The sequence below is a fragment of the Subtercola frigoramans genome (genome assembly GCF_016907385.1).
Lineage (GTDB): Bacteria > Actinomycetota > Actinomycetes > Actinomycetales > Microbacteriaceae > Subtercola > Subtercola frigoramans.
In genome coordinates, this window is the sequence record NZ_JAFBBU010000001.1 from 230,431 (window position 1) to 247,668 (window position 17,238).

18 protein-coding genes and 5 pseudogenes are annotated in these 17,238 nt (G+C 61.5%); 13 read left to right on the forward strand and 10 right to left on the reverse strand.

Annotation, left to right across the window (positions count from 1 at the left end; translation table 11 throughout):
• The first annotated feature begins 33 nt into the window (after positions 1 to 33).
• From JOE66_RS01120 to JOE66_RS01150, 7 genes and pseudogenes are all read left to right on the forward strand, one after another.
• A complete protein-coding gene (locus tag JOE66_RS01120) occupies positions 34 to 1,296 on the forward strand; it encodes an LCP family protein (protein WP_205106327.1) in 1,263 nt (420 codons plus the stop codon).
• Position 1,297: 1 nt separating this feature from the next.
• On the forward strand, positions 1,298 to 1,951 hold the full coding sequence (locus tag JOE66_RS01125; RefSeq protein ID WP_205106328.1) for a DUF1345 domain-containing protein: 654 nt from the start codon (positions 1,298 to 1,300) through the stop codon (positions 1,949 to 1,951).
• Between the two features lie 101 nt (positions 1,952 to 2,052).
• Entirely contained in the window at positions 2,053 to 2,568 is a 516-nt protein-coding gene (locus JOE66_RS01130) for a hemerythrin domain-containing protein (RefSeq protein WP_205106329.1), read from the forward strand.
• A gap of 19 nt (positions 2,569 to 2,587) precedes the next feature.
• Positions 2,588 to 3,235: a low affinity iron permease family protein gene (locus JOE66_RS17005; protein ID WP_205106330.1), complete on the forward strand. Its 648-nt coding sequence runs from the start codon at positions 2,588 to 2,590 to the stop codon at positions 3,233 to 3,235.
• Positions 3,211 to 3,357 (forward strand): annotated as a pseudogene (locus JOE66_RS17540) (hypothetical protein); the annotation flags it as partial. The gene JOE66_RS17005 and the pseudogene JOE66_RS17540, both read left to right, overlap by 25 nt.
• A 206-nt stretch (positions 3,358 to 3,563) precedes the next feature.
• A complete protein-coding gene (locus tag JOE66_RS01145; protein ID WP_205106331.1) occupies positions 3,564 to 3,761 on the forward strand; it encodes a hypothetical protein in 198 nt (65 codons plus the stop codon).
• Positions 3,752 to 4,243: a DUF1016 N-terminal domain-containing protein gene (locus tag JOE66_RS01150; protein WP_205106332.1), complete on the forward strand. Its 492-nt coding sequence runs from the start codon at positions 3,752 to 3,754 to the stop codon at positions 4,241 to 4,243. The genes JOE66_RS01145 and JOE66_RS01150 overlap by 10 nt, the downstream gene beginning before the upstream one ends.
• Before the next feature lie 68 nt (positions 4,244 to 4,311).
• Here the strand turns inward: JOE66_RS01150 and JOE66_RS17750 are convergent.
• The 8 genes and pseudogenes from JOE66_RS17750 to ppk2 all read right to left on the reverse strand — a co-directional run.
• Positions 4,312 to 4,476, reverse strand: a pseudogene (locus JOE66_RS17750) (DUF1206 domain-containing protein); the annotation flags it as partial.
• A gap of 27 nt (positions 4,477 to 4,503) precedes the next feature.
• On the reverse strand, positions 4,504 to 4,782 hold the full coding sequence (locus JOE66_RS17420) for a DUF1206 domain-containing protein (protein ID WP_205106333.1): 279 nt from the start codon (positions 4,780 to 4,782) through the stop codon (positions 4,504 to 4,506).
• Positions 4,783 to 4,896: 114 nt separating this feature from the next.
• Positions 4,897 to 5,085, reverse strand: a complete 189-nt coding sequence (locus JOE66_RS01160; RefSeq protein ID WP_205106334.1) for a hypothetical protein — start codon at positions 5,083 to 5,085, stop codon at positions 4,897 to 4,899.
• Entirely contained in the window at positions 5,082 to 5,855 is a 774-nt protein-coding gene (locus JOE66_RS01165; RefSeq protein WP_205106335.1) for a phosphatase PAP2 family protein, read from the reverse strand. The genes JOE66_RS01160 and JOE66_RS01165 overlap by 4 nt, the downstream gene beginning before the upstream one ends.
• A 125-nt stretch (positions 5,856 to 5,980) precedes the next feature.
• Positions 5,981 to 6,717, reverse strand: a pseudogene (locus tag JOE66_RS01170) (DUF72 domain-containing protein).
• A 167-nt stretch (positions 6,718 to 6,884) separates the two neighbouring features.
• The gene (locus JOE66_RS01175; RefSeq protein ID WP_205106336.1) at positions 6,885 to 7,322 is read right to left on the reverse strand and encodes a hypothetical protein; all 438 of its coding nucleotides are present in this window, start codon (positions 7,320 to 7,322) and stop codon (positions 6,885 to 6,887) included.
• Positions 7,323 to 7,484: 162 nt separating this feature from the next.
• Positions 7,485 to 7,733 carry a zinc-ribbon domain-containing protein gene (locus JOE66_RS01180; RefSeq protein WP_205106337.1) on the reverse strand — a complete coding sequence of 83 codons (249 nt, stop codon included), beginning with the start codon at positions 7,731 to 7,733 and terminating at the stop codon, positions 7,485 to 7,487.
• Between the two features lie 3 nt (positions 7,734 to 7,736).
• Positions 7,737 to 8,524: pseudogene (ppk2, locus tag JOE66_RS01185) on the reverse strand (polyphosphate kinase 2).
• Between the two features lie 223 nt (positions 8,525 to 8,747).
• Between ppk2 and JOE66_RS01190 the strand changes: the two are divergent.
• The 4 genes and pseudogenes from JOE66_RS01190 to JOE66_RS01205 form a co-directional block, all read left to right on the forward strand.
• A complete protein-coding gene (locus JOE66_RS01190; RefSeq protein ID WP_205106338.1) occupies positions 8,748 to 9,728 on the forward strand; it encodes a diacylglycerol/lipid kinase family protein in 981 nt (326 codons plus the stop codon).
• 11 nt (positions 9,729 to 9,739) lie between these two features.
• Positions 9,740 to 10,474, forward strand: a complete 735-nt coding sequence (locus JOE66_RS01195) for an alpha/beta fold hydrolase (RefSeq protein WP_205106339.1) — start codon at positions 9,740 to 9,742, stop codon at positions 10,472 to 10,474.
• Positions 10,471 to 10,971 (forward strand): glycosyltransferase family 2 protein, encoded by a 501-nt coding sequence (locus JOE66_RS01200; RefSeq protein ID WP_307826991.1) that lies wholly within the window; start codon positions 10,471 to 10,473, stop codon positions 10,969 to 10,971. Before JOE66_RS01195 ends, JOE66_RS01200 begins: the two co-directional genes overlap by 4 nt.
• 15 nt (positions 10,972 to 10,986) lie before the next feature.
• A pseudogene (locus tag JOE66_RS01205) lies at positions 10,987 to 11,466 on the forward strand (glycosyltransferase family 2 protein); the annotation flags it as partial.
• 19 nt (positions 11,467 to 11,485) lie between these two features.
• On the opposite strand, the gene JOE66_RS01210 reads toward JOE66_RS01205, so the two are convergent.
• On the reverse strand, positions 11,486 to 11,845 hold the full coding sequence (locus JOE66_RS01210; protein ID WP_307826992.1) for an MFS transporter: 360 nt from the start codon (positions 11,843 to 11,845) through the stop codon (positions 11,486 to 11,488).
• A 484-nt stretch (positions 11,846 to 12,329) separates the two neighbouring features.
• Here JOE66_RS01210 and JOE66_RS01215 point away from each other — a divergent pair, with 484 nt between their 5' ends.
• Positions 12,330 to 14,522, forward strand: a complete 2,193-nt coding sequence (locus JOE66_RS01215) for a transglycosylase domain-containing protein (protein ID WP_205106341.1) — start codon at positions 12,330 to 12,332, stop codon at positions 14,520 to 14,522.
• Positions 14,523 to 14,829: 307 nt separating this feature from the next.
• Here JOE66_RS01215 and JOE66_RS01220 read toward each other — a convergent pair whose 3' ends face one another.
• Positions 14,830 to 16,443, reverse strand: coding sequence for a phospholipase D family protein (locus JOE66_RS01220; protein ID WP_205106342.1), 1,614 nt, complete (start codon positions 16,441 to 16,443; stop codon positions 14,830 to 14,832).
• A 301-nt stretch (positions 16,444 to 16,744) separates the two neighbouring features.
• Here JOE66_RS01220 and JOE66_RS01225 point away from each other — a divergent pair, with 301 nt between their 5' ends.
• Positions 16,745 to 17,200 carry an SRPBCC family protein gene (locus tag JOE66_RS01225; RefSeq protein ID WP_205106343.1) on the forward strand — a complete coding sequence of 152 codons (456 nt, stop codon included), beginning with the start codon at positions 16,745 to 16,747 and terminating at the stop codon, positions 17,198 to 17,200.
• The last annotated feature ends 38 nt before the right edge of the window (positions 17,201 to 17,238 follow it).

The following is a 17,238-nucleotide window of genomic DNA, read 5'->3' on the forward strand; positions in this document are numbered from 1 at the left end:
GGTCCTCGCTGGGGGTGCTTGTTACTATCGGGTATGAAAGCAGTACCCCGCATGCGGCACGGTCGCGTCCCGAGCAGCAACCCCGTACTGGTGGTCGCGAAAGCTGTTGCCACTGGTTTGGCGGTGGTGCTTGTCAGCGTCGGCTGTATCGCGGGTATCGCTGTGTGGCAGCTCACCGGCAATGTGGGTCAGGGTGTGCATCTTGCGCTGCTGCCCGGCCAGAGCGCGCCGCCGGTGCCGGGAGTCGGGGCGATCGAGGGCGGCGTGAACCTGCTGCTGGCCGGAACGGACACGAGAACCGGTCAGGGCTCATCGTTCTCTGACTCCGCGAACCTCGCCAGCAGTTCCGGGACAGGCAACAACGACGTCACCATGGTTTTACACATTTCCGCCGACCACCAAAGCGCGTCAGTGATCAGTATCCCGAGGGACTTGATGGGGCCGATCCCCGACTGCCCGAGCCCCGACGGGAAGGGCACCGTATCGGCAACGGACTACGGCATGTTCAATACCACCTTGTCTCGTGGCGGCCTGTCCTGTGTGGTGTTGACGGCGGAGAAGCTCACCGGGCTGAGCATCCCATATGCGGCGATGATCAGCTTCGACGGCGTCAGCAGCATGGCGACCGCTGTCGGCGGCGTGACCGTGTGTCTGGCGACCGATGTCAACGACGACTACGCGAACCTGCACCTCAGCGCCGGTCAGCAGACCATTACCGGCGACACCGCGCTTGCGTTCGTCCGCAGCCGGCACGGTGTCGGTGATGGAAGTGACCTGGGCCGCATCAGTAACCAACAACTTTTTCTTTCCGCATTAGTGCGGAAGATCAAAAGCGGCGACGTTCTGAACAACCCTGTCACCTTGTTCTCGCTCGCCAACGCGGCGACGAAGAACATGACCCTGTCGGACACTCTGACAAGCCCGGCCACCATGGTCGCGATCGCGTTGGCGCTGAAAAACATCAGCCTCGACAACGTCGTCTTCGTGCAATACCCGACGGCAGCGGACCCGAACGATTCCAACCGGGTCGTCGCCAACGCTAGCGCTGCCGCGGCGCTGGATAAGGCGCTGAAAGCTGACCAACCCCTGCAGCTCAGCGGCACCGTAGGTGCCGCCACGCAGATCGCCCCAACCACAACACCGACCCCAACACCCACCCTAACCACAACACCCGCGCCGACGCAGAGTGGCACCGCGTCGAGCACCAGTACACCGATACCGACAGCTGCGGTACTGCCGCCCGCTGTCACCGGTCAGACCGCCGCCGAAGTCACCTGCACGAAAGGCAACAACTGAAATGACCACCAGCACCTACAACACCCTCGGATACCGTGCCGGCAGTCGGGTGGGCGCGATGGCCGCCGTCGGGCTGCTTGTCGGACTCGGGGTCGGGTTCTTCGCATCATGGACCTACGCACCCGCGCTCGGTTGGTCTGCCGCTGCGCTCACCTTTCTCGTCTGGGTCTGGGCCGTGATCGGCAAGATGAGCCCAGAATCCACGGCCGAACACGCCACCCGTGAAGACCCGAGCCGGATCGCCTCACACGTGCTGACCCTCATCGCGACGATCGCCAGTTTCGGGGGTGTCGCACTGCTCCTGATCGAAGCCACCAACTCCACTGGCGTTGCCAAGGCCGGCATCATCTTGTTGGCGCTCTTCACGATTGCACTGTCGTGGCTGATCACTCACACCCTCTTCACGCTCCGCTACGCCGCACAGTACTACCATGCTGGCAGCGGAGTTGATTTCAACGAAGACGAAAAGCCGCGTTACAGCGATTTCGCGTACCTCGCGTTCACCGTGGGAATGACCTTCCAAGTCTCCGACACCGACATAAAGAACCATCTCATCCGGGCAACTATCCTCCGCCACGCACTCCTCTCCTACGTTCTCGGTGCCCTGGTGCTCGCGACCACGATCAACCTCATCTCCGGACTGTCCTCGCACTAACCACGCCCGCCCAACCCATCGGCAGGTCAAAGATTGAGCTGAACCGGGTCGCGATTTGTCAGCAAACCGAGAATTCAACGAAATCTGCTCGAACAGGAGAAATGATGGACATCACCGATCTGATCCTCACCGATCATCACGAACAACGCCGAATGTTCGCCCTGCTGGAAGAGATTCCGGCAGAGCGCACCGATGCCCTCGCTTCGGTCTGGGGTCGGCTGAAGGTTTTGCTCGAAGTTCACGCCCGAGCAGAGGAGCTGCTTTTCTACCCGCGGCTTCTGAAATTGCAGCAGGACCGCATAAACATAGAGACACCGCAAGCGGAGACCACAGATGCGATCCATGACCACAACGAGATTCGAGACGCCATCGCCGCCGTAGCTGGCAACCCCGTCGGCTCGGATTCGTGGCAGCGCGCGGTCTCGAAGGTCAACGAGGTCAACAGCGACCACATGGCGGAGGAGGAACGCGAAGGACTCACCGACTTCCGGCGCCACGTCAGCCGAGACGAACGCCACACGATCGCCGTGGATTTCTGCGCCTTCGAGGCAGAACACGCATCAGGGATCACCCCCCACGACCAGGATCCCGATGACTACGTCGCAGCGAACGAATGATCGTGCACGTGGTGTCACTATGAACCCAACATCGACCCTCGGCCGGTGGCGGCGCGGCCTGTTCGGTTCGATCACGAATACGGTCACGTCATCGGCACCGGGCGGTGCGACCCGGTCACGGGGGAGCAGGCTGCTGCACACCATCGGACAGGCAAGCTCACACTCCGCCGCGGGACTGATAGCCACCGCAGCGATCCTCGCGTGGATCGCCTTTGGCATCTTCACCAGATTCCCCGACTGGTGGGACAACGTGCTCTACATCGTCAGTTCGTCAGTGACTCTGATCATGGTGTTCGCGATTCAGCACACCCAATCACGGCAACAATCAGCGACCCAACGAAAACTCGACGAGATTCTCCGAGCAATGCCCGGAGCAGACGACCGACTCATCGCCGTCGAAGAAGCACCCGACGCAGAACTAGAAGCCCTCGCGGAACTGAATCTCAACGACCGCGAAAAAGCAATCGACGACAACGGACTTCTCAGCAACTCGCCACCAGACCTTGCCTCAGGCGTCGGCGGGGGAGAACCGCCTGGGACGCGCCGAACCATCTTACCCGCACCCGCACCCGCACCCATCTCGAAGATCATCTCCGTCTCGACGGAGCAACCGGATCAAGCGTCTGGTGGCGAGACCACCTCGACCATCACATGCCCATTCTCGTGAGCCCAGATGGTCCGTTCGAAGACTCACAAGACCAAAACTGGCCCGGCGAACCGCTGCCCTACAGAGAACCACCGAAGGGTATGTTCACCGACGTCCGAGTCGGCCAGCAGTTGGGAAAGTGAGGCTTCACCTTTGCGCAGTGTGCGGCGCATCTTGCCCAATTCAGAATCGTTTGCGCGTTACCGACCGTCGTCGCCAGCATCCGCGACGGAGGCCGATGAACCCGCCGAGGCTTGGCAGACTCGCAACAGTAGATGGTGACCCTGCTCGTCTCGGCTGCCGGTGAGTCTCCAACAACGTGTTGGAGCTTGTTGATTCAAGGAGGTTCGTGACCGAGATAGAGCTCGACCGTTACGCGGTAGCTCTCGCCTTGCTCAAGCGACGGGTTCACGAGGTGCGATTCACCGTGCAACGAAAAGCCAATTCCGAGATGCTCGGGCTGTATCGGCGGATAAGCGACACGACTTTTGCCCGGCAGCGGATCGAATCGTTGGGGGAGCGGGGTTCTGGGCTGGCTTGCCACTGACCTGCGCACCGAGTTTCCGTCGATGCAAGGCGTTCGCTAGCCAACGTCGCCGACATGCGTCGTTTCGCTTGGAATGGAGCGACAACGCAATTCTCCAACAGCCTGTTGGAGAGTTGCCATGGAGTCACATCGTCTCCCTCCTCGACAAGCTGGACGATCTCGCTCTGCGCAACTGGTACACAGGCAAAGACGTCCATCAGGACTGGAGCCGAGTAGTACTCGTCCACCAGATGGCGACGCGCCTCTATGAACGCGAACGCGAGGCGAGCAGCAATTTCGCCAATGCCCTGAACTCGCCCGACTCAGAACTCGCTCAGCAGATCACCAAAGCCCCATATTTTCTCTGTTTTCTCGCCATTGACTCAGAGACCTCCCGGCGTGAACTCGAAGACCAACTCACCGCACAGATCGGTCCTGCAGTCGTCCGAACTCGATCGGTTCTTTGGACCACTTTGGTGCCCAATGCATCCTGGCCTCGGTGAGCCCAAACTGGGTTGACATCATCAGCGCAGGCTGCCCGAAGCGAGATTCTCGCGAAGCTTGCTTTCGCGAAGGAATACACTCCGTAGCAGATCAGGCCGACTCCGACAGTGATCAGGATGATCTGGCCGAACGGAAGCGTGGCACGGGATTTGAGGGCACCGTCCAGACCGGATGATTTGCTGGGGTCGAGGGTGAGGTCGGCGATGATGGTCAGCACACCGACGACGAACACGGCCCTTGGCCACGTAGCCGAGAACTCCTAGACATCCACGGCTCTTCCCGGAATTCCTGGTGGGGTGGCGACGTCGTCGAGGAACTTTCGGCGTACCCCTTTGATGACAAAGTAGATGCCGACGGGGGCAGCCACCAGCCCGGCGAGGCCGAGGAAAATCTGGCCGCTGGGCAGGGCGAATACTGAGGCGCTGGCGTGCTGAGAAGAAGACGAGCTAGTCGTTGCGGACCCCAGGGCGGTGGTGAGCGCCGTCCACCCGACGGCCAGATACGCAGCAGCTTTCGCGGCCGAGACGACGCTTCGCACCCACCGCTTCTTCGACGACGAACCGATGCCTAGGGCCGCCTGGATGACCAGCCAGAGAACGAGGGCGAAGAGCCCTACGACGGTCGACCAGATGATGATGGCGCCGCCTGGGAGCTAGGCGACCTCGGTGAGAGCGCCGGACTGGTCGTCCTCTGCGGACTGATTCAGAGCGACAGGGATGGAGAAGTAGCCGATCAGGATGTGGATCAGGCCGCTTATGGCGAAACCGACGCGCGCGAGAACAGTCAGAGCCCGGCTGTGGCCTGCGCGGCTTGCGGCTGACCGTACACCTGTGGAGTTCATGTGCCGTCCCTCTCAATCTGCGAATGCTTACCTTCAACGGGTTCGCCGGGAATTCTCACGGTGCGGTGAGTGTCGACGGCGATGACGGTGCCGAGGATGATCAGCGACAGCGCCATCGAGGCGGTCGTATCGCTGATGTAGTGGTAGCCGAGGTAGAGCCGGCTGAATACCTGCAGCAGGATGGCCAGAACGGCCACGGTGAACGCGGCAACCGTGAACCGGTGCTCGCGCCTGCGGCTTGCCAAGAGGAATGCGGTGATCAGGAAAAAGTCTGAGACCCCGAGAACGTGACCTGACGGGAACGAGAAGCTCGTGTCGGGGCCGGCCAGCATCAGCCCGATCGGGGGCCGGGGGTGCTGCACGATCGGAGCGAGCACCTGGGCAAGGATCACCCCTGTGACCATACCCACCGCTAGAACCAAAGGCCGCCACGCGTGTTTGGCCAGGATCAGCCACAGCACCGTCACGATCAGAATAATGATTGGCATGCCGATGGGGCCGAAGACGAAGGCGAGCACGATCATGAACACCGTCACGTCAGTTGATCTCAGGCTGTCGAACCAGTTTTCCACGGGCGTGTCGAGCTGTTCGAGACCGGTGTGCGTCAGCACTCCGATGAGCAGAACGGTGAACCCGGCCAAACCGACCGCAATCAAGCCAGCTGCGGCACGGTAGAGGGCTCTTCGGGATTCAAGCGGGAGGTAGCGTTCTTCGACGACGAACTTCTGCCGAAATCTGGAGCGCGTGTTTTCGTTTGCGTCAACGGCCATGACTCAGAATATTCCGTTCTCCCGCAGATTGCGGGCTCGTTTCGGGTGCGAGAACCCACCGTCTTCGAGGTAGCCGTTTTGGGGGTGTGGGTTGGAAGCGATGCGATCGCGCAGGCCTTTAGCGGTCAGTTTCGCGGGCCGAGCATCCATGTGAGTGTGCGGGCGTTGCGGATGGCGTTGCCGTCACCGTCGTTGTTGAAGTAGACGTACACTTCGTGGCCGACGTGGTGCCATTCGAGTAGCCTGTCTGCCCACCAGGCGAGGTCGTCGTCGGAGTAGGAGCCACCGTACAGGTTGGCTTGGTCAGGCCCGTGCATCCGGACGTAGACGATGTCAGCGGTAGCGCGGATGACGCAGGCCAGGCCCGCCCCGCTCATCACGCAGTACGCGGCATGGTGCTGCTCGAGCAGCCGGAACACGTCGTCGTCATTCCAGCTGGCATGGCGCAGCTCGACGGCGACGCGCATCCACGACGGCAAAGTGCCGAGGAAGTACCTGAGGCGCTCGTCATCGCGGCGCAGGGTTGGCGGTAACTGCACAAGAAGCACGGCACGGTTGTCTCCGAGTTCATGCCATGCCGACGTCATTCGTTGCACCCAGATCTCCGGGGCGTACAACTTCTTGCCATGGGTGAGACCCCGAGGCGCTTTCACTGACATATGAAAGTTCTCGGGCAGGCGTTGATGCCACCTCGCGAAGGCGGCGTCGTTGGGCCAGCGTTAGAAACTCGCGTTCAGTTCAACGGTGCTGAACTCTGCCGTGTAGGCGTCGAGCCGCCGCCAACGGGGAGGCCCTCGGCGTAGAGCACCCCGTTCCAATGGTCGTAGCTCCATCCCGACGTGCAAACCGCACACTCATCCAGTCACACGTCCTGCATGTCCCTCGCCCCGCACGAGCTCTGCGAAGCGCCGCACTGAGCGGCCGCTGAGGGCTGTCGCTCCAAAATTCTTTTCAGTATCGCCGCCAACTCGCCTTCGAACCGGGTTCGCCGAATCGTGGGCGTGCGCCTCAACGCGGGTTCTCGTCGATTCATTCGTTCGGGCGTGATTCGTGGTGCCTGAGACCGGGGGTGCGGCGGTCTTCCTTCATCTCGGCTTCGAGGAGGTGACGTCGGCCTCCGACGAGTTGGTTCCGGGCTCGTTCTTCCAGCGCCTCGAACACGCGATAATAGGTGGCGTCGTAGTCCTCAACGATCTGGAAGGTCCAGCGCCCTTCAATCACGTTGCGGCCCACCATGTCGTGCTCGAGAGTGTCGGCTATCTGCACATGTCCCGCCTCACGCAGCAGGCCGACCGCTTCACCCAGAGCGAGGTCTGCCGCTCCGGTCAGCCGGTGAAATCCATGCAGCAACCCGCGCGCATGCTCGACCGTTTCGAATGCTTCAGACAATTTACCGAGCGCGCGAATCGTCTCGTCAGTCGCGCCGGGCGGCCGCCGGTGCCCGTTATCAGGGGGAACAGAATCCATGCCTGCAGTCGACACCCCTGCCACAGCGGACGCAAGGCCTTGCGCAACCCCTTTCGTCCACACCCGCCCGCGCTACAGGATTGCGGCTTCGGGGCCATCACCCGGCATTTAGTCCATCGATGGGTAGGGGCACTCGACGGTCCCTTGGTTGTGCCGAGCTGTTCAGTGGCGTTCCTCGGACCAGGCGAGGCTGTGTTTCGCTTGCCCGGCGGTCAATCCGGTCAGGCCGCCACAATGTGTGCATTCATTGACGTATCTCGTGGAGACCGAGAAGAGGGGGACAAAGAAAAGGGTGAAGCGGTGGCGGCGACGGATGACATTTTGTGGTGCGTGCTGATGGCAGTAGCCGCAGACGAAGGAGACCATGTTGATGATGGCTTCGCTGAGTCGGGTGCCGAAGATGAGCAGCATGCGTTATTTTTTTCCGACGTCGGCGGCGTGGTCGGGTACGTACTTGTAGCGATCTCGGTCGGGGCGGTCGTAGTCATCTGCTGCCGGTCGGGGCGGGATGTCGACCTTCGGGGGTTGGCGTGGTTCCCAGGGCACTTGCGAGAGGAGGTGGCTGATGGTGTTGAGCCGGGCGGCACGTTTGTCGTCGCTTTCAATGGTCCACCAGGGGGCGTAGGCGTGGTCGGTGGCCTCGAACATGGCGTCTTTCGCGCGGGAGTAGTCCTCCCACTTGGTGATAGAGACCACGTCGGTGTCGGAGAGTTTCCAGCGTCGCATAGGGTCGTTCTGCCTGGAATGGAAGCGTTCCTCCTGAACGGCGTCGGACACGGAGAACCAGTATTTGATCAAGATGATGCCTTCTTCGGTGAGCATTTGCTCGAATGTCGGCACTGGTGTAAGAAGCGGCGGTACTGCTCGGGCGTGCAATAGTCCATCACGCGTTCAACGCCGGCGCGGTTGTACCAGGAGCGGTCCATCAACACGATCTCGCCCGCGGTGGGCAGGTGTTTGATGTATCGCTGGAAGTACCATTGGCCTTTTTCGCGTTCATCCGGGGTGGGCAGCGCTGCGACGCGGGCCGCACGCGGGTTCAGATATTGCATGATGCGTTTGATGGCGCCGCCCTTCCCCGCGGCGTCTCGGCCCTCGAAGATCACGACGACGCGCGCGCCGGTCTCGATAACCCACTGTTGCATGCTGACGAGTTGAATCTGCAGCCGTTCGAGGTCTTCTTCGTAGAGATGTTTCGGCATTCGTTTGACGAGAGGGGCGGACGAGCTTTTCGAATGTGACATGGTGGTGAGGCTCCTGCCGCCTGTGAAGGCCGTTGACGGATGCCGCGATCGCGGATGGTTTAAGCGTGCCCGAGCGACCACACGGTTTACAGTGGCTTGCCGTGCACGCAGGTTTATGCAGTGCCCACAAGCCCCCGACTCATCGGGGAAACGGTCGCGTGGTTGGCCGTAGTCTGGCGGCATGATTGAACCCTCGTCCCGGACTGCTGCGGTCATCTATAACCCCACAAAGGTCGACCTCGACGCGCTCCGTGACGTCGTGAACCGGTCAGCTGCCGATGCGGGCTGGGGCGAGACGCTCTGGCTCGAAACGTCCGTCGAGGATGTCGGCCAAGGCGTCACCAGGCAGGCAGTCGATCTCGGTGTTGACCTGATCATCGCTGCTGGCGGTGACGGTACGGTGCGCGCGGTCGCTGAGGCTCTGCGCGGAACCGCCATACCGTTGGCCCTGCTTCCCTCCGGCACCGGAAATCTCCTCGCCCGTAACCTGAAACTCACTCTGAATGACGTACCGGAATCTGTGATTTCGGCCTTCACGGGCGTTAACCGGGCCATCGATCTCGGCGTCATCGACATTGAACGTATCGACAAGACCCGGGACCAGCACGTTTTCGTCGTCATGGCTGGTATGGGCATCGATGCGAAAATGATCGCTAACACCGACGATGACCTCAAAGCCAAGGCGGGTATCGCCGCGTACGTTGGGGCGATCACGAAGTCGCTGCGTGACCCGAACGAGCTTCACCTGCGGTTCAAGCTGGACAACGAACCGGCCAAACGGGCAACGGTTCACACGGTCATCCTCGGCAACTGCGGGTCCCTGCCGGCGAACATCCTTCTCATGCCCGACGCCGTCCTCGACGACGGGCTGCTCGATCTCCTTCTAATGCGTCCCGGGGGAGTGCTCGGCTGGATCCGGGTATGGGCGAAAGTGGCCTGGCTGAACGGCATCGTCCGCCGCACCAAGGCCGGGAAGGCGCTGGTCGGTGAGCAGAAGAACGATGCCGAGCTGCACTACCGCACCGCTAAGAAATTCGTGGTCCGCCTCTCTCGCCCCGAGGAAATCGAACTTGATGGTGACGGTTTCGGTAAGGCCACCGCCTTCAACGCCTGGATCGAGCCCGGCGCGCTGACGGTCCGTGTTCCCGCTGATACGGCCTGAAGAACACTGACTTGAACCAGTACAGAGTGTTCCGGATGCCCCGCGGCGCTGGCACCCAACAGGCCACGTTCCTGCTCCTGCACGGCATCGGGCTTTCTCACCGCGCCTTTACGAGGGCCGCGAAACTGCTCGTCGAGCACGGGGACGTCATCGCGATCGACCTCCCCGGGTTCGGCGGTACACCCCGCCCGGATCGGCCGTTGAGCGTCAGGGACTACGCGCACGGTGTGGCCGCGGTGCTTGATCGCACCCAAATGGGGCCGATGATCGCGGTTGGTCATTCGATGGGCGCCCAGTTTGCTCTCGAGCTCGCTATCACCAGGCCCGATCTGGTCAGCGGGGTCGTGATGATCGGCCCGGTCGTTGACCCTCGGCGGCGAACGCTCTGGCAACAGGGACTTCGACTTCTCCGCGATGCCGCACTCGAACCCTTGTCCACGAACCTGATGGTCCTGTTCGACTACGCCCGCTGCGGACCGGTATGGTTCCTCGCCGAGACGCGCGCGATGCTCGCCTACCCCACCCACGAACGCATCCAGCGCCTCACCCGGCCGCTGCTGGTACTCCGGGGCAGAAACGACCCGATCGCCGACCAGCACTGGGCAACCTGGCTCGCCACTCAAGTCAGCGACGGACACACCCGCCGGACGAGCCGGTACCGACACAACGTCGTACACTCCTCCCCGACAGAGACAGTTCAGCCCATCGTCCGGTTCGCGGACACCCTCACCTCGGCCGCCCCGTGACAGGCGGCGAAAAGAGCCAGGGGTCCGCTCGCGCCCACCTGACGGCACTTCATGCCGGGTTGATCCTGGATGAAATCGGCGTGATGTTCCTCGGCGCGGTGGCAGTCACTGCCGCCCGCAACCGGGCGCGACCGTGTGCGAGCTCGGATGCTCTCTCGGGAATGACTGCGATCGCCGCAGCCGGGTGGGCGCTGGCCGCCGCCGTCAGCCCGCGAAGCCATGAGCGGAGAACGAAGACCGTTGAAGCATCATCGGCGTTGAGTGTCTCTGTTGTCATTCCGGCGAAGAACGACGCCGTTGCGCTGGCGCGTTGCCTCGAAGCACTCGAACGACAAACGCGGCGGCCCGACGAAATCATCGTCATCGACAATGCCAGCACTGATAGCACTGCCGACGTCGCCAGAATCGCAGGCGCCCGCGTTCTCGCTCAGATCGTGCCAGGGATACCTGCTGCCGCCGGCGCCGGATACGACGCTGCACGGTGCGACATCATCTGACGCCTCGACGCGGACACCATCCCCTCACCCGACTGGATACGAAAAGGTATCCAATATCTGCATGACAACCCCTCGATCGATGCGGTGACAGGCCCCGCGAGCTTCTACGACGGGCCACGCTACTGCTCTGCCGTGTTGGCGAAACTCTACCTCGGCGCCTATTTCACAACATTTCGCCTGGCGCTGGCAACGACACCCTTGTTCGGGTCAAATTTCTTCCTCCGCCGCACAGCCTGGCTGCCCGTTGCGGACACTGTGCACCGGTCAGGCCTGAAAGTGCATGACGATCTCGACCTCACCATTCGCCTCACCCCGAGCCACCACATTGCCTACGATCCCGCTAACAGGGTAGAGATTTCTTTCCGTCCGTTCCAGCAACCTCAGACTTTCGGACTGCGGATGGTCCGCGGACTTGCAACCCTCGCCAAAAACTGGCCCCGCAGCTCATCCACCCTCCGCTGGCGTCGAAAACTCCTGAACCTGCTCTGTGCCTGAGGAGCCGCGGTCACGAGAACTATGGCGTGTTTCGGGGTGCCGTGTCTGGTTTCGAGGGGCTGTGGTGTCGCAGTGCTAGTGCAGTGGTTCCTGCGATGATGCCGAGGACGCCGGCGAGAACCCCGAGACCTGTAGTGACACCCGCGGCGGTCGCCACAGCACCGATGAGGAGAGGGCCTCCGGCGTCTCCAAGTTCTCGGCCGAGCTCGGCTGTTCCCATGCTCCGGCCCATCCTCTCCGCAGGAATGGTCGCTGCGAGGTGCGCGAACCCCAGCGGCGTCGCGATCCCGATGCCGAGCCCGAGAAGCGCGGCCGAAAGGTACAGAGTCACCGGTGTCGGCCACACCACGATCAGAACAAATCCTGAAGCAGCGATCACCGTCTGCCTCCGCTCCGAGACCCGCCGCAATTCCGTGTGCCCCGAACGCGGTTGTGAAACCCGCCGCGTACAGCGGCGCTATCCCTTTTTGAGGCGGAACGACCGCACGATCATGCATCAAGACCGGTTACCATCCGTGTGTCAGAAAACGCCTCGAAAGCGTCGGCGCGGCCACGAACAACGCCTTCATTGGGGGCCTCACATCGCGGTCCGCTTCGTCGCCAGCCGCAGCCTCACTCACGACGATCCGACTCCGTGACTCAACGAACCGCTCACCCACGTCCGGGGTTGAGATCGCTTGGTCGAAATCAAGACATCTCCGTCCCTGCCACAGTCCGGCTCACGTGTTCATGGTGGCCCAAAATCTGACCCGGGTCAACCGGGCACGTAACATGGGGCCGGTCGTGGCATTCCTGTTGTTCATGGATGCGAGTTTCCGAGAAGGGTTATTGTGGCAGCGCATAAGGGGAGAAAATCTGGTCTCTTGGGAACGATTGTCGGGCTTGTCAGCCTGAGCACTGTGGCTGGCATGTTGGTGACCGCGCTGGTTACTCCGACGTTGGCGGCGACTGGTATGGCGGTGAATGGTTCGTTGAGTGTGTTCGAGAATCTGCCGAGCTACATCAAACCGGACGCTCTGTCTCAGACGTCGAGCATCTACGCGCAGAACGCGGACGGCTCGCAGACTCTTCTCGCGTCGTTTTTTGACCAAGATCGGCAGCAAGTCGGCTGGAATGATGTTTCGCAGTACGTCAAAGACGCTATCGTTTCGACCGAAGATCCACGCTTTTACGTTCACGGCGGCCTTGATGTTCAGTCCACACTCAGGGCCCTGATAGCGAACACCCTCACCGGGGGTATCACCTCTGGCGCTTCGACGATTTCGCAGCAGTACGTGAAGAACATTCTTGTCCAGCGTGCCGAGGCGATCACTGACCCTGTCTCCGAGAAGGCGGCGTATGCGGATGCCACGGCGACGTCGACGGACCGCAAGCTGAAGGAGATGAAACTCGCGATCGGGCTGGAGAAGGAGTACAGCAAGGACGATATCCTGCTCGGCTACATGAATATCGCATTGTTCGGTGGGCGGGTTTACGGAATCCAGGCCGCTTCGCAGTACTACTTCGGTGTCAACGCGAATGCGCTGTCGTTACCGCAGGCCGCGAGCCTCGCAGCGATGGTGAACGAGCCGGAAGGGCTTCGCATCGATGATCCAGCGAATATCGACGCGAACAAGGCCCGCCGTGATAAAGACGTGCTGTCGTCCATGCTGAAGGCGAGCGCGATCACGAAGGCGCAGTTCGACGCTGCTGTGGCGACACCGGTGACACCGGTGATCACGCCGCCCTCGACGGGATGCCAGACGGCCGTGAATGGTGCGGGTTTCTTCTGCGATTACGTCAAACACATTATTGAGAACGATCCTGCCTTCGGTGCATCACCGGATGATCGCGATCACGCCTTGGCTACGGGCGGTTACAAGATCGTCACGACGCTTGACCTGGGCTTGCAGGCGGCGGCGAACAAAGCCGAGTCCGACTACGTTCCCTCCTCGATGCCCGGCATCGATATCGGCGGCGCGTTCGTGACCGTGCAGCCGGGTACTGGCAAGGTGCTGGCGATGGCGCAGAACAAGAGCTACAGCCAAGATCCGGCCGCCGATCAGGCCACGAACACCGCGATCAATTACAGTACTGACTCCGATTACGGCGGGTCGACAGGGTTTCAGAACGGATCAACCGAGAAACTCTTCGTTCTTCTCGATTGGCTGAAAACAGGGCATTCCCTTTACGACACCGTCGACGGATCGAACAATCAGACGTTCACTGCGAAAAAGCTCACGAACAGTTGCGGTGACACTGTGAGCGGCCCGTATGTTGCCGGTAACGACACCGGCGAGACCGGCGGGCGCGCTTCCGTCCTCAGCCAGTTCGAAAACTCCGTCAATAACGCGTTCTTGAACATGGCGTCAAAACTTGACCTCTGCGACATCAACGCGATAGCCGGCGCATTCGGGATGCACCGGGCGGACAAGCAGCCCATGCAGACCGGTCTGTACGCCAGCGTGCTCGGTGGCAACGAAGTCGCACCTCTCACCCTCGCCGCCGCCTACGCTGGAGTAGCGAACAACGGGGTGTTCTGCACACCGATCGCTTTGTCCTCGATTACCGACTCCAGCGGAGCGAACGTCGCCGTACCGCAGAGCACCTGTACTCAGGCCATCGACCCCGCCATCGCACAGACAGCCCTCTACGCGATGCACGGCGTCATCCAGAACGGGACAGCGACTCGCGCCGACCCGAACGATGACACACCGCATTTCGGCAAGACAGGCACAACGGACGCCGAGAAAGACGTCTGGCTCGTCGGAGGCACCACGAAACTCGTCTCAGCATCATGGGTGGGAAACGTCACCGGCAACGTATCGGTGAGAAAGACAGTCGTCACCGGCGGGAACGGCACCGATGTTTACAGCGGACTTTCCCGGCTCTACGTGTGGAAAGAGTTCTACAAGACCGCCGCCGACGGCGCCGGAGGCGACAGCTTCCCCTTCCCACGCCAGAGCACTAGAGACACATCAACACCCACACCCACACCCACGCCAACACCTACTGCGACACCGGGGTTGGCACCGGCCACGACCGAGCCTGCCGCCACGCCCAGCGCCACCCCCTGAAGACAGCCGTGCTGAAGGAACATGGCCGGTTCTACGCTGGCGCCACGAAGGCCTCACTCGAATCGGAGGAAATCATGCACATACTCATCGCTGTCCTCCTAGTCATCACCGGGGGCATCTCCACGTCGTCGCTTCATCGTGTTGCTCCTCCGCACCCTTGCTGGTAATAAAAGGTTTTCGCAGGCACTACAGACTGGGGGAGCAGAGCGTTGACGTCCGTGAGTGTCACCTACCGACGCGCGTTCGAGAGCTGCGGTGCGAACTGTCTTCGGGCGGACGGGCAGCCTCATGGTGTGCAGATGCCGTTCTAGAATTGTGCCGTTCCATGCAAGCGCCGGGGCCGGCCATCGGGGTCAATGACGAAGCGGAGGAGGGGTGTGGCCCAGAGTCGTTGAACACGCGAGACCGGTTCAGGAGCGTGATGACGCACTCGTCCAGCGGGTCGGATTGATGCTGTCTTCGCCTCGTGCCAGTGGTCTAGAGCATCGGCCGCGGTGTTCCACGTCACAAGCCCTTCCGCAGGATTCAGAAGGAGCGGATCGTCGAGATCAAGTCCAAGGTGTTCGGCCCAGAGCTCTATGCGCAGATCGCGTGCGATGTTACCGCGCTGCTTGCCGTCAGAGTCGCTGGCATCTGCTGTCTGGTCGGCGCTGGAAGCATCGAAGATGGCGCAGCTGAGTTCGCTGTCAGTCGTCCATGATCGACGGTTGAAGTTGTCTGAGCCGCACGTCATCCAGGTGTCGTCGATGATGCAGATCTTGGCGTGGATGTAGATCGGCGTGCCCGCGTTGCTCTCCAGATCAAAAACTCCGATTCTGTCTGGTGCGGCTCGATGCAACATTTCGAGGGCGCGTAGTTGGCCGAGCCTGCTCGGTGGTCCCGCCACGGGACCGTCAGCGTCAGGGTAGCGGGGTACGACCGCGATCACTTTCAATTCCGGGTTCTTGGTGAGGGCGCGGGCGAGCCCGGTCACGACTTCCGTGGACCACAGGTATTGGTCCTCGATGTAGATCAGGTTTCGGGCGCGGGCAAATGCTTTGACGTAAGCATGGGCAATGCTGCGTTCTCCTGCGGGTGCGAATGGGAATGGCGGATGTTTCACGCCGTAGGTGCGCAGCAACTGTACGGCGTGCGAACCGACAGGCGCAGCAGGGGGCGTGCTTTCGGGGAGCGGCTTGGGGTGCCGTGGCATGTGAGCGAGGCGTTGCAGCAGCATCCGGTACGGGGTTCGTCGATCGAGTGGATGCGGGTCGTTCCACCGTTCCGCGAACACCGCCAGCACGTCAGCAACCACAGGTCCACGCAGTTCGAGAGCTGCGTCATGCCAGGGTGGCCGCTTCCCATATCGCGAATCCATGCTCACTGCCTGCGGGTCGCCCGTATGGCCTGCATCGTCTCGACGGCTGTGACTGAGATCGAGGCCGCCGACGAACGCGACATCACGTGACGAGTCGTCGCGGTGACGGATGACGAAGAATTTCTGGTGATGTGACCCGAACAGGCGTACGCGCTGATCGAGCAGAACCTCCCCTCCGGCCTCGTTGATTCGGCGGCCGAGGAGCTCATTCGAACGACCACTGATTGGGGCCGAGACGCGCTCACCGTGGGATCGCCAAATGAGGCCGCGCACTTCGACTCCGGACTGTGCCAAGCTGGCGAGCAGATCGCCGACCGTGGGGCCCTCATTGAGCAATCGCTCGTCGGCATCGCCACGCCAGTCGGTGAACCACACCCGGTCGCCGGCACGTAAGGCCGACAACTCTTCGTACAACCGGGCGAAATACGTTGCCCCGTGAACTAACGGCCGGACGAGATTGCCCTCTGACCACGGAAGCGAACCGCGCGGCCCGGCGTGCACCTCTGTGGCCACGTTGCCGCGCTCAGCGCGACTCAAAAACCAGAAACCAGCGTCATTGCCCACGCGACGTACTCTACGGCACCCTGATCTGCAAGCCGCCGGTCTGCTCGGCCGAGCACTTGCCGGTATTCGGTGTGCGGGATCGGTGCCGTTCGCGGCCCGGCACCCACCCGAGTCCGCGGGGATTGCGACGCGGTCCTCGACCGCGCTTCCCAGCGGTGGAACTCGCGTTACCCGTGGCTCTGCACTGCTGGCTGGTTCTGATATCCCTACCATTTGACGCAGCGACAGGGAAGGGCTACCCGATATAGCCCTGACCTGCCTACGGTTGCCGTGTCAGAAGTCCAAAGAAAGGTGCGGGGCGATGCCTAGTGTTATCGAAACCATTGATGTGGATGTGCCAGTCTCGGTCGCCTATAACCAGTGGACCCAGTTTGAAGAATTCCCGAAATTTTTGGACGAGGTTGAATCGATCACTCAACCCACGGACACGCTCACCGTGTGGGTCGTGAAGGTCGGGACCGTGGAACGCACGTTCGAGGCGGAAATCACGGAACAGCATCCCGATGAACGGGTTGCGTGGACAAGTACCGGTGGGGAAGTTGACCACGCTGGAGTTGTGACGTTTCACAAGCTCAGCGAAAGCACATCCCGGGTCAGCGTGCAACTGGATTGGGAACCAAAGGGACTTCTCGAGAAGCTCGGCGCCACCCTCGGCGTCGATAACCACGCGATCAAGAAGGACCTGCGGAACTTCAAAAAATATATCGAGTCTAAAGGCACCGCCGAGGGTGCTTGGCGGCCTGATAACTACCGCTAACCGTGCACGGGTACTGCGTTCCTGCTGTGGTCTTTCAG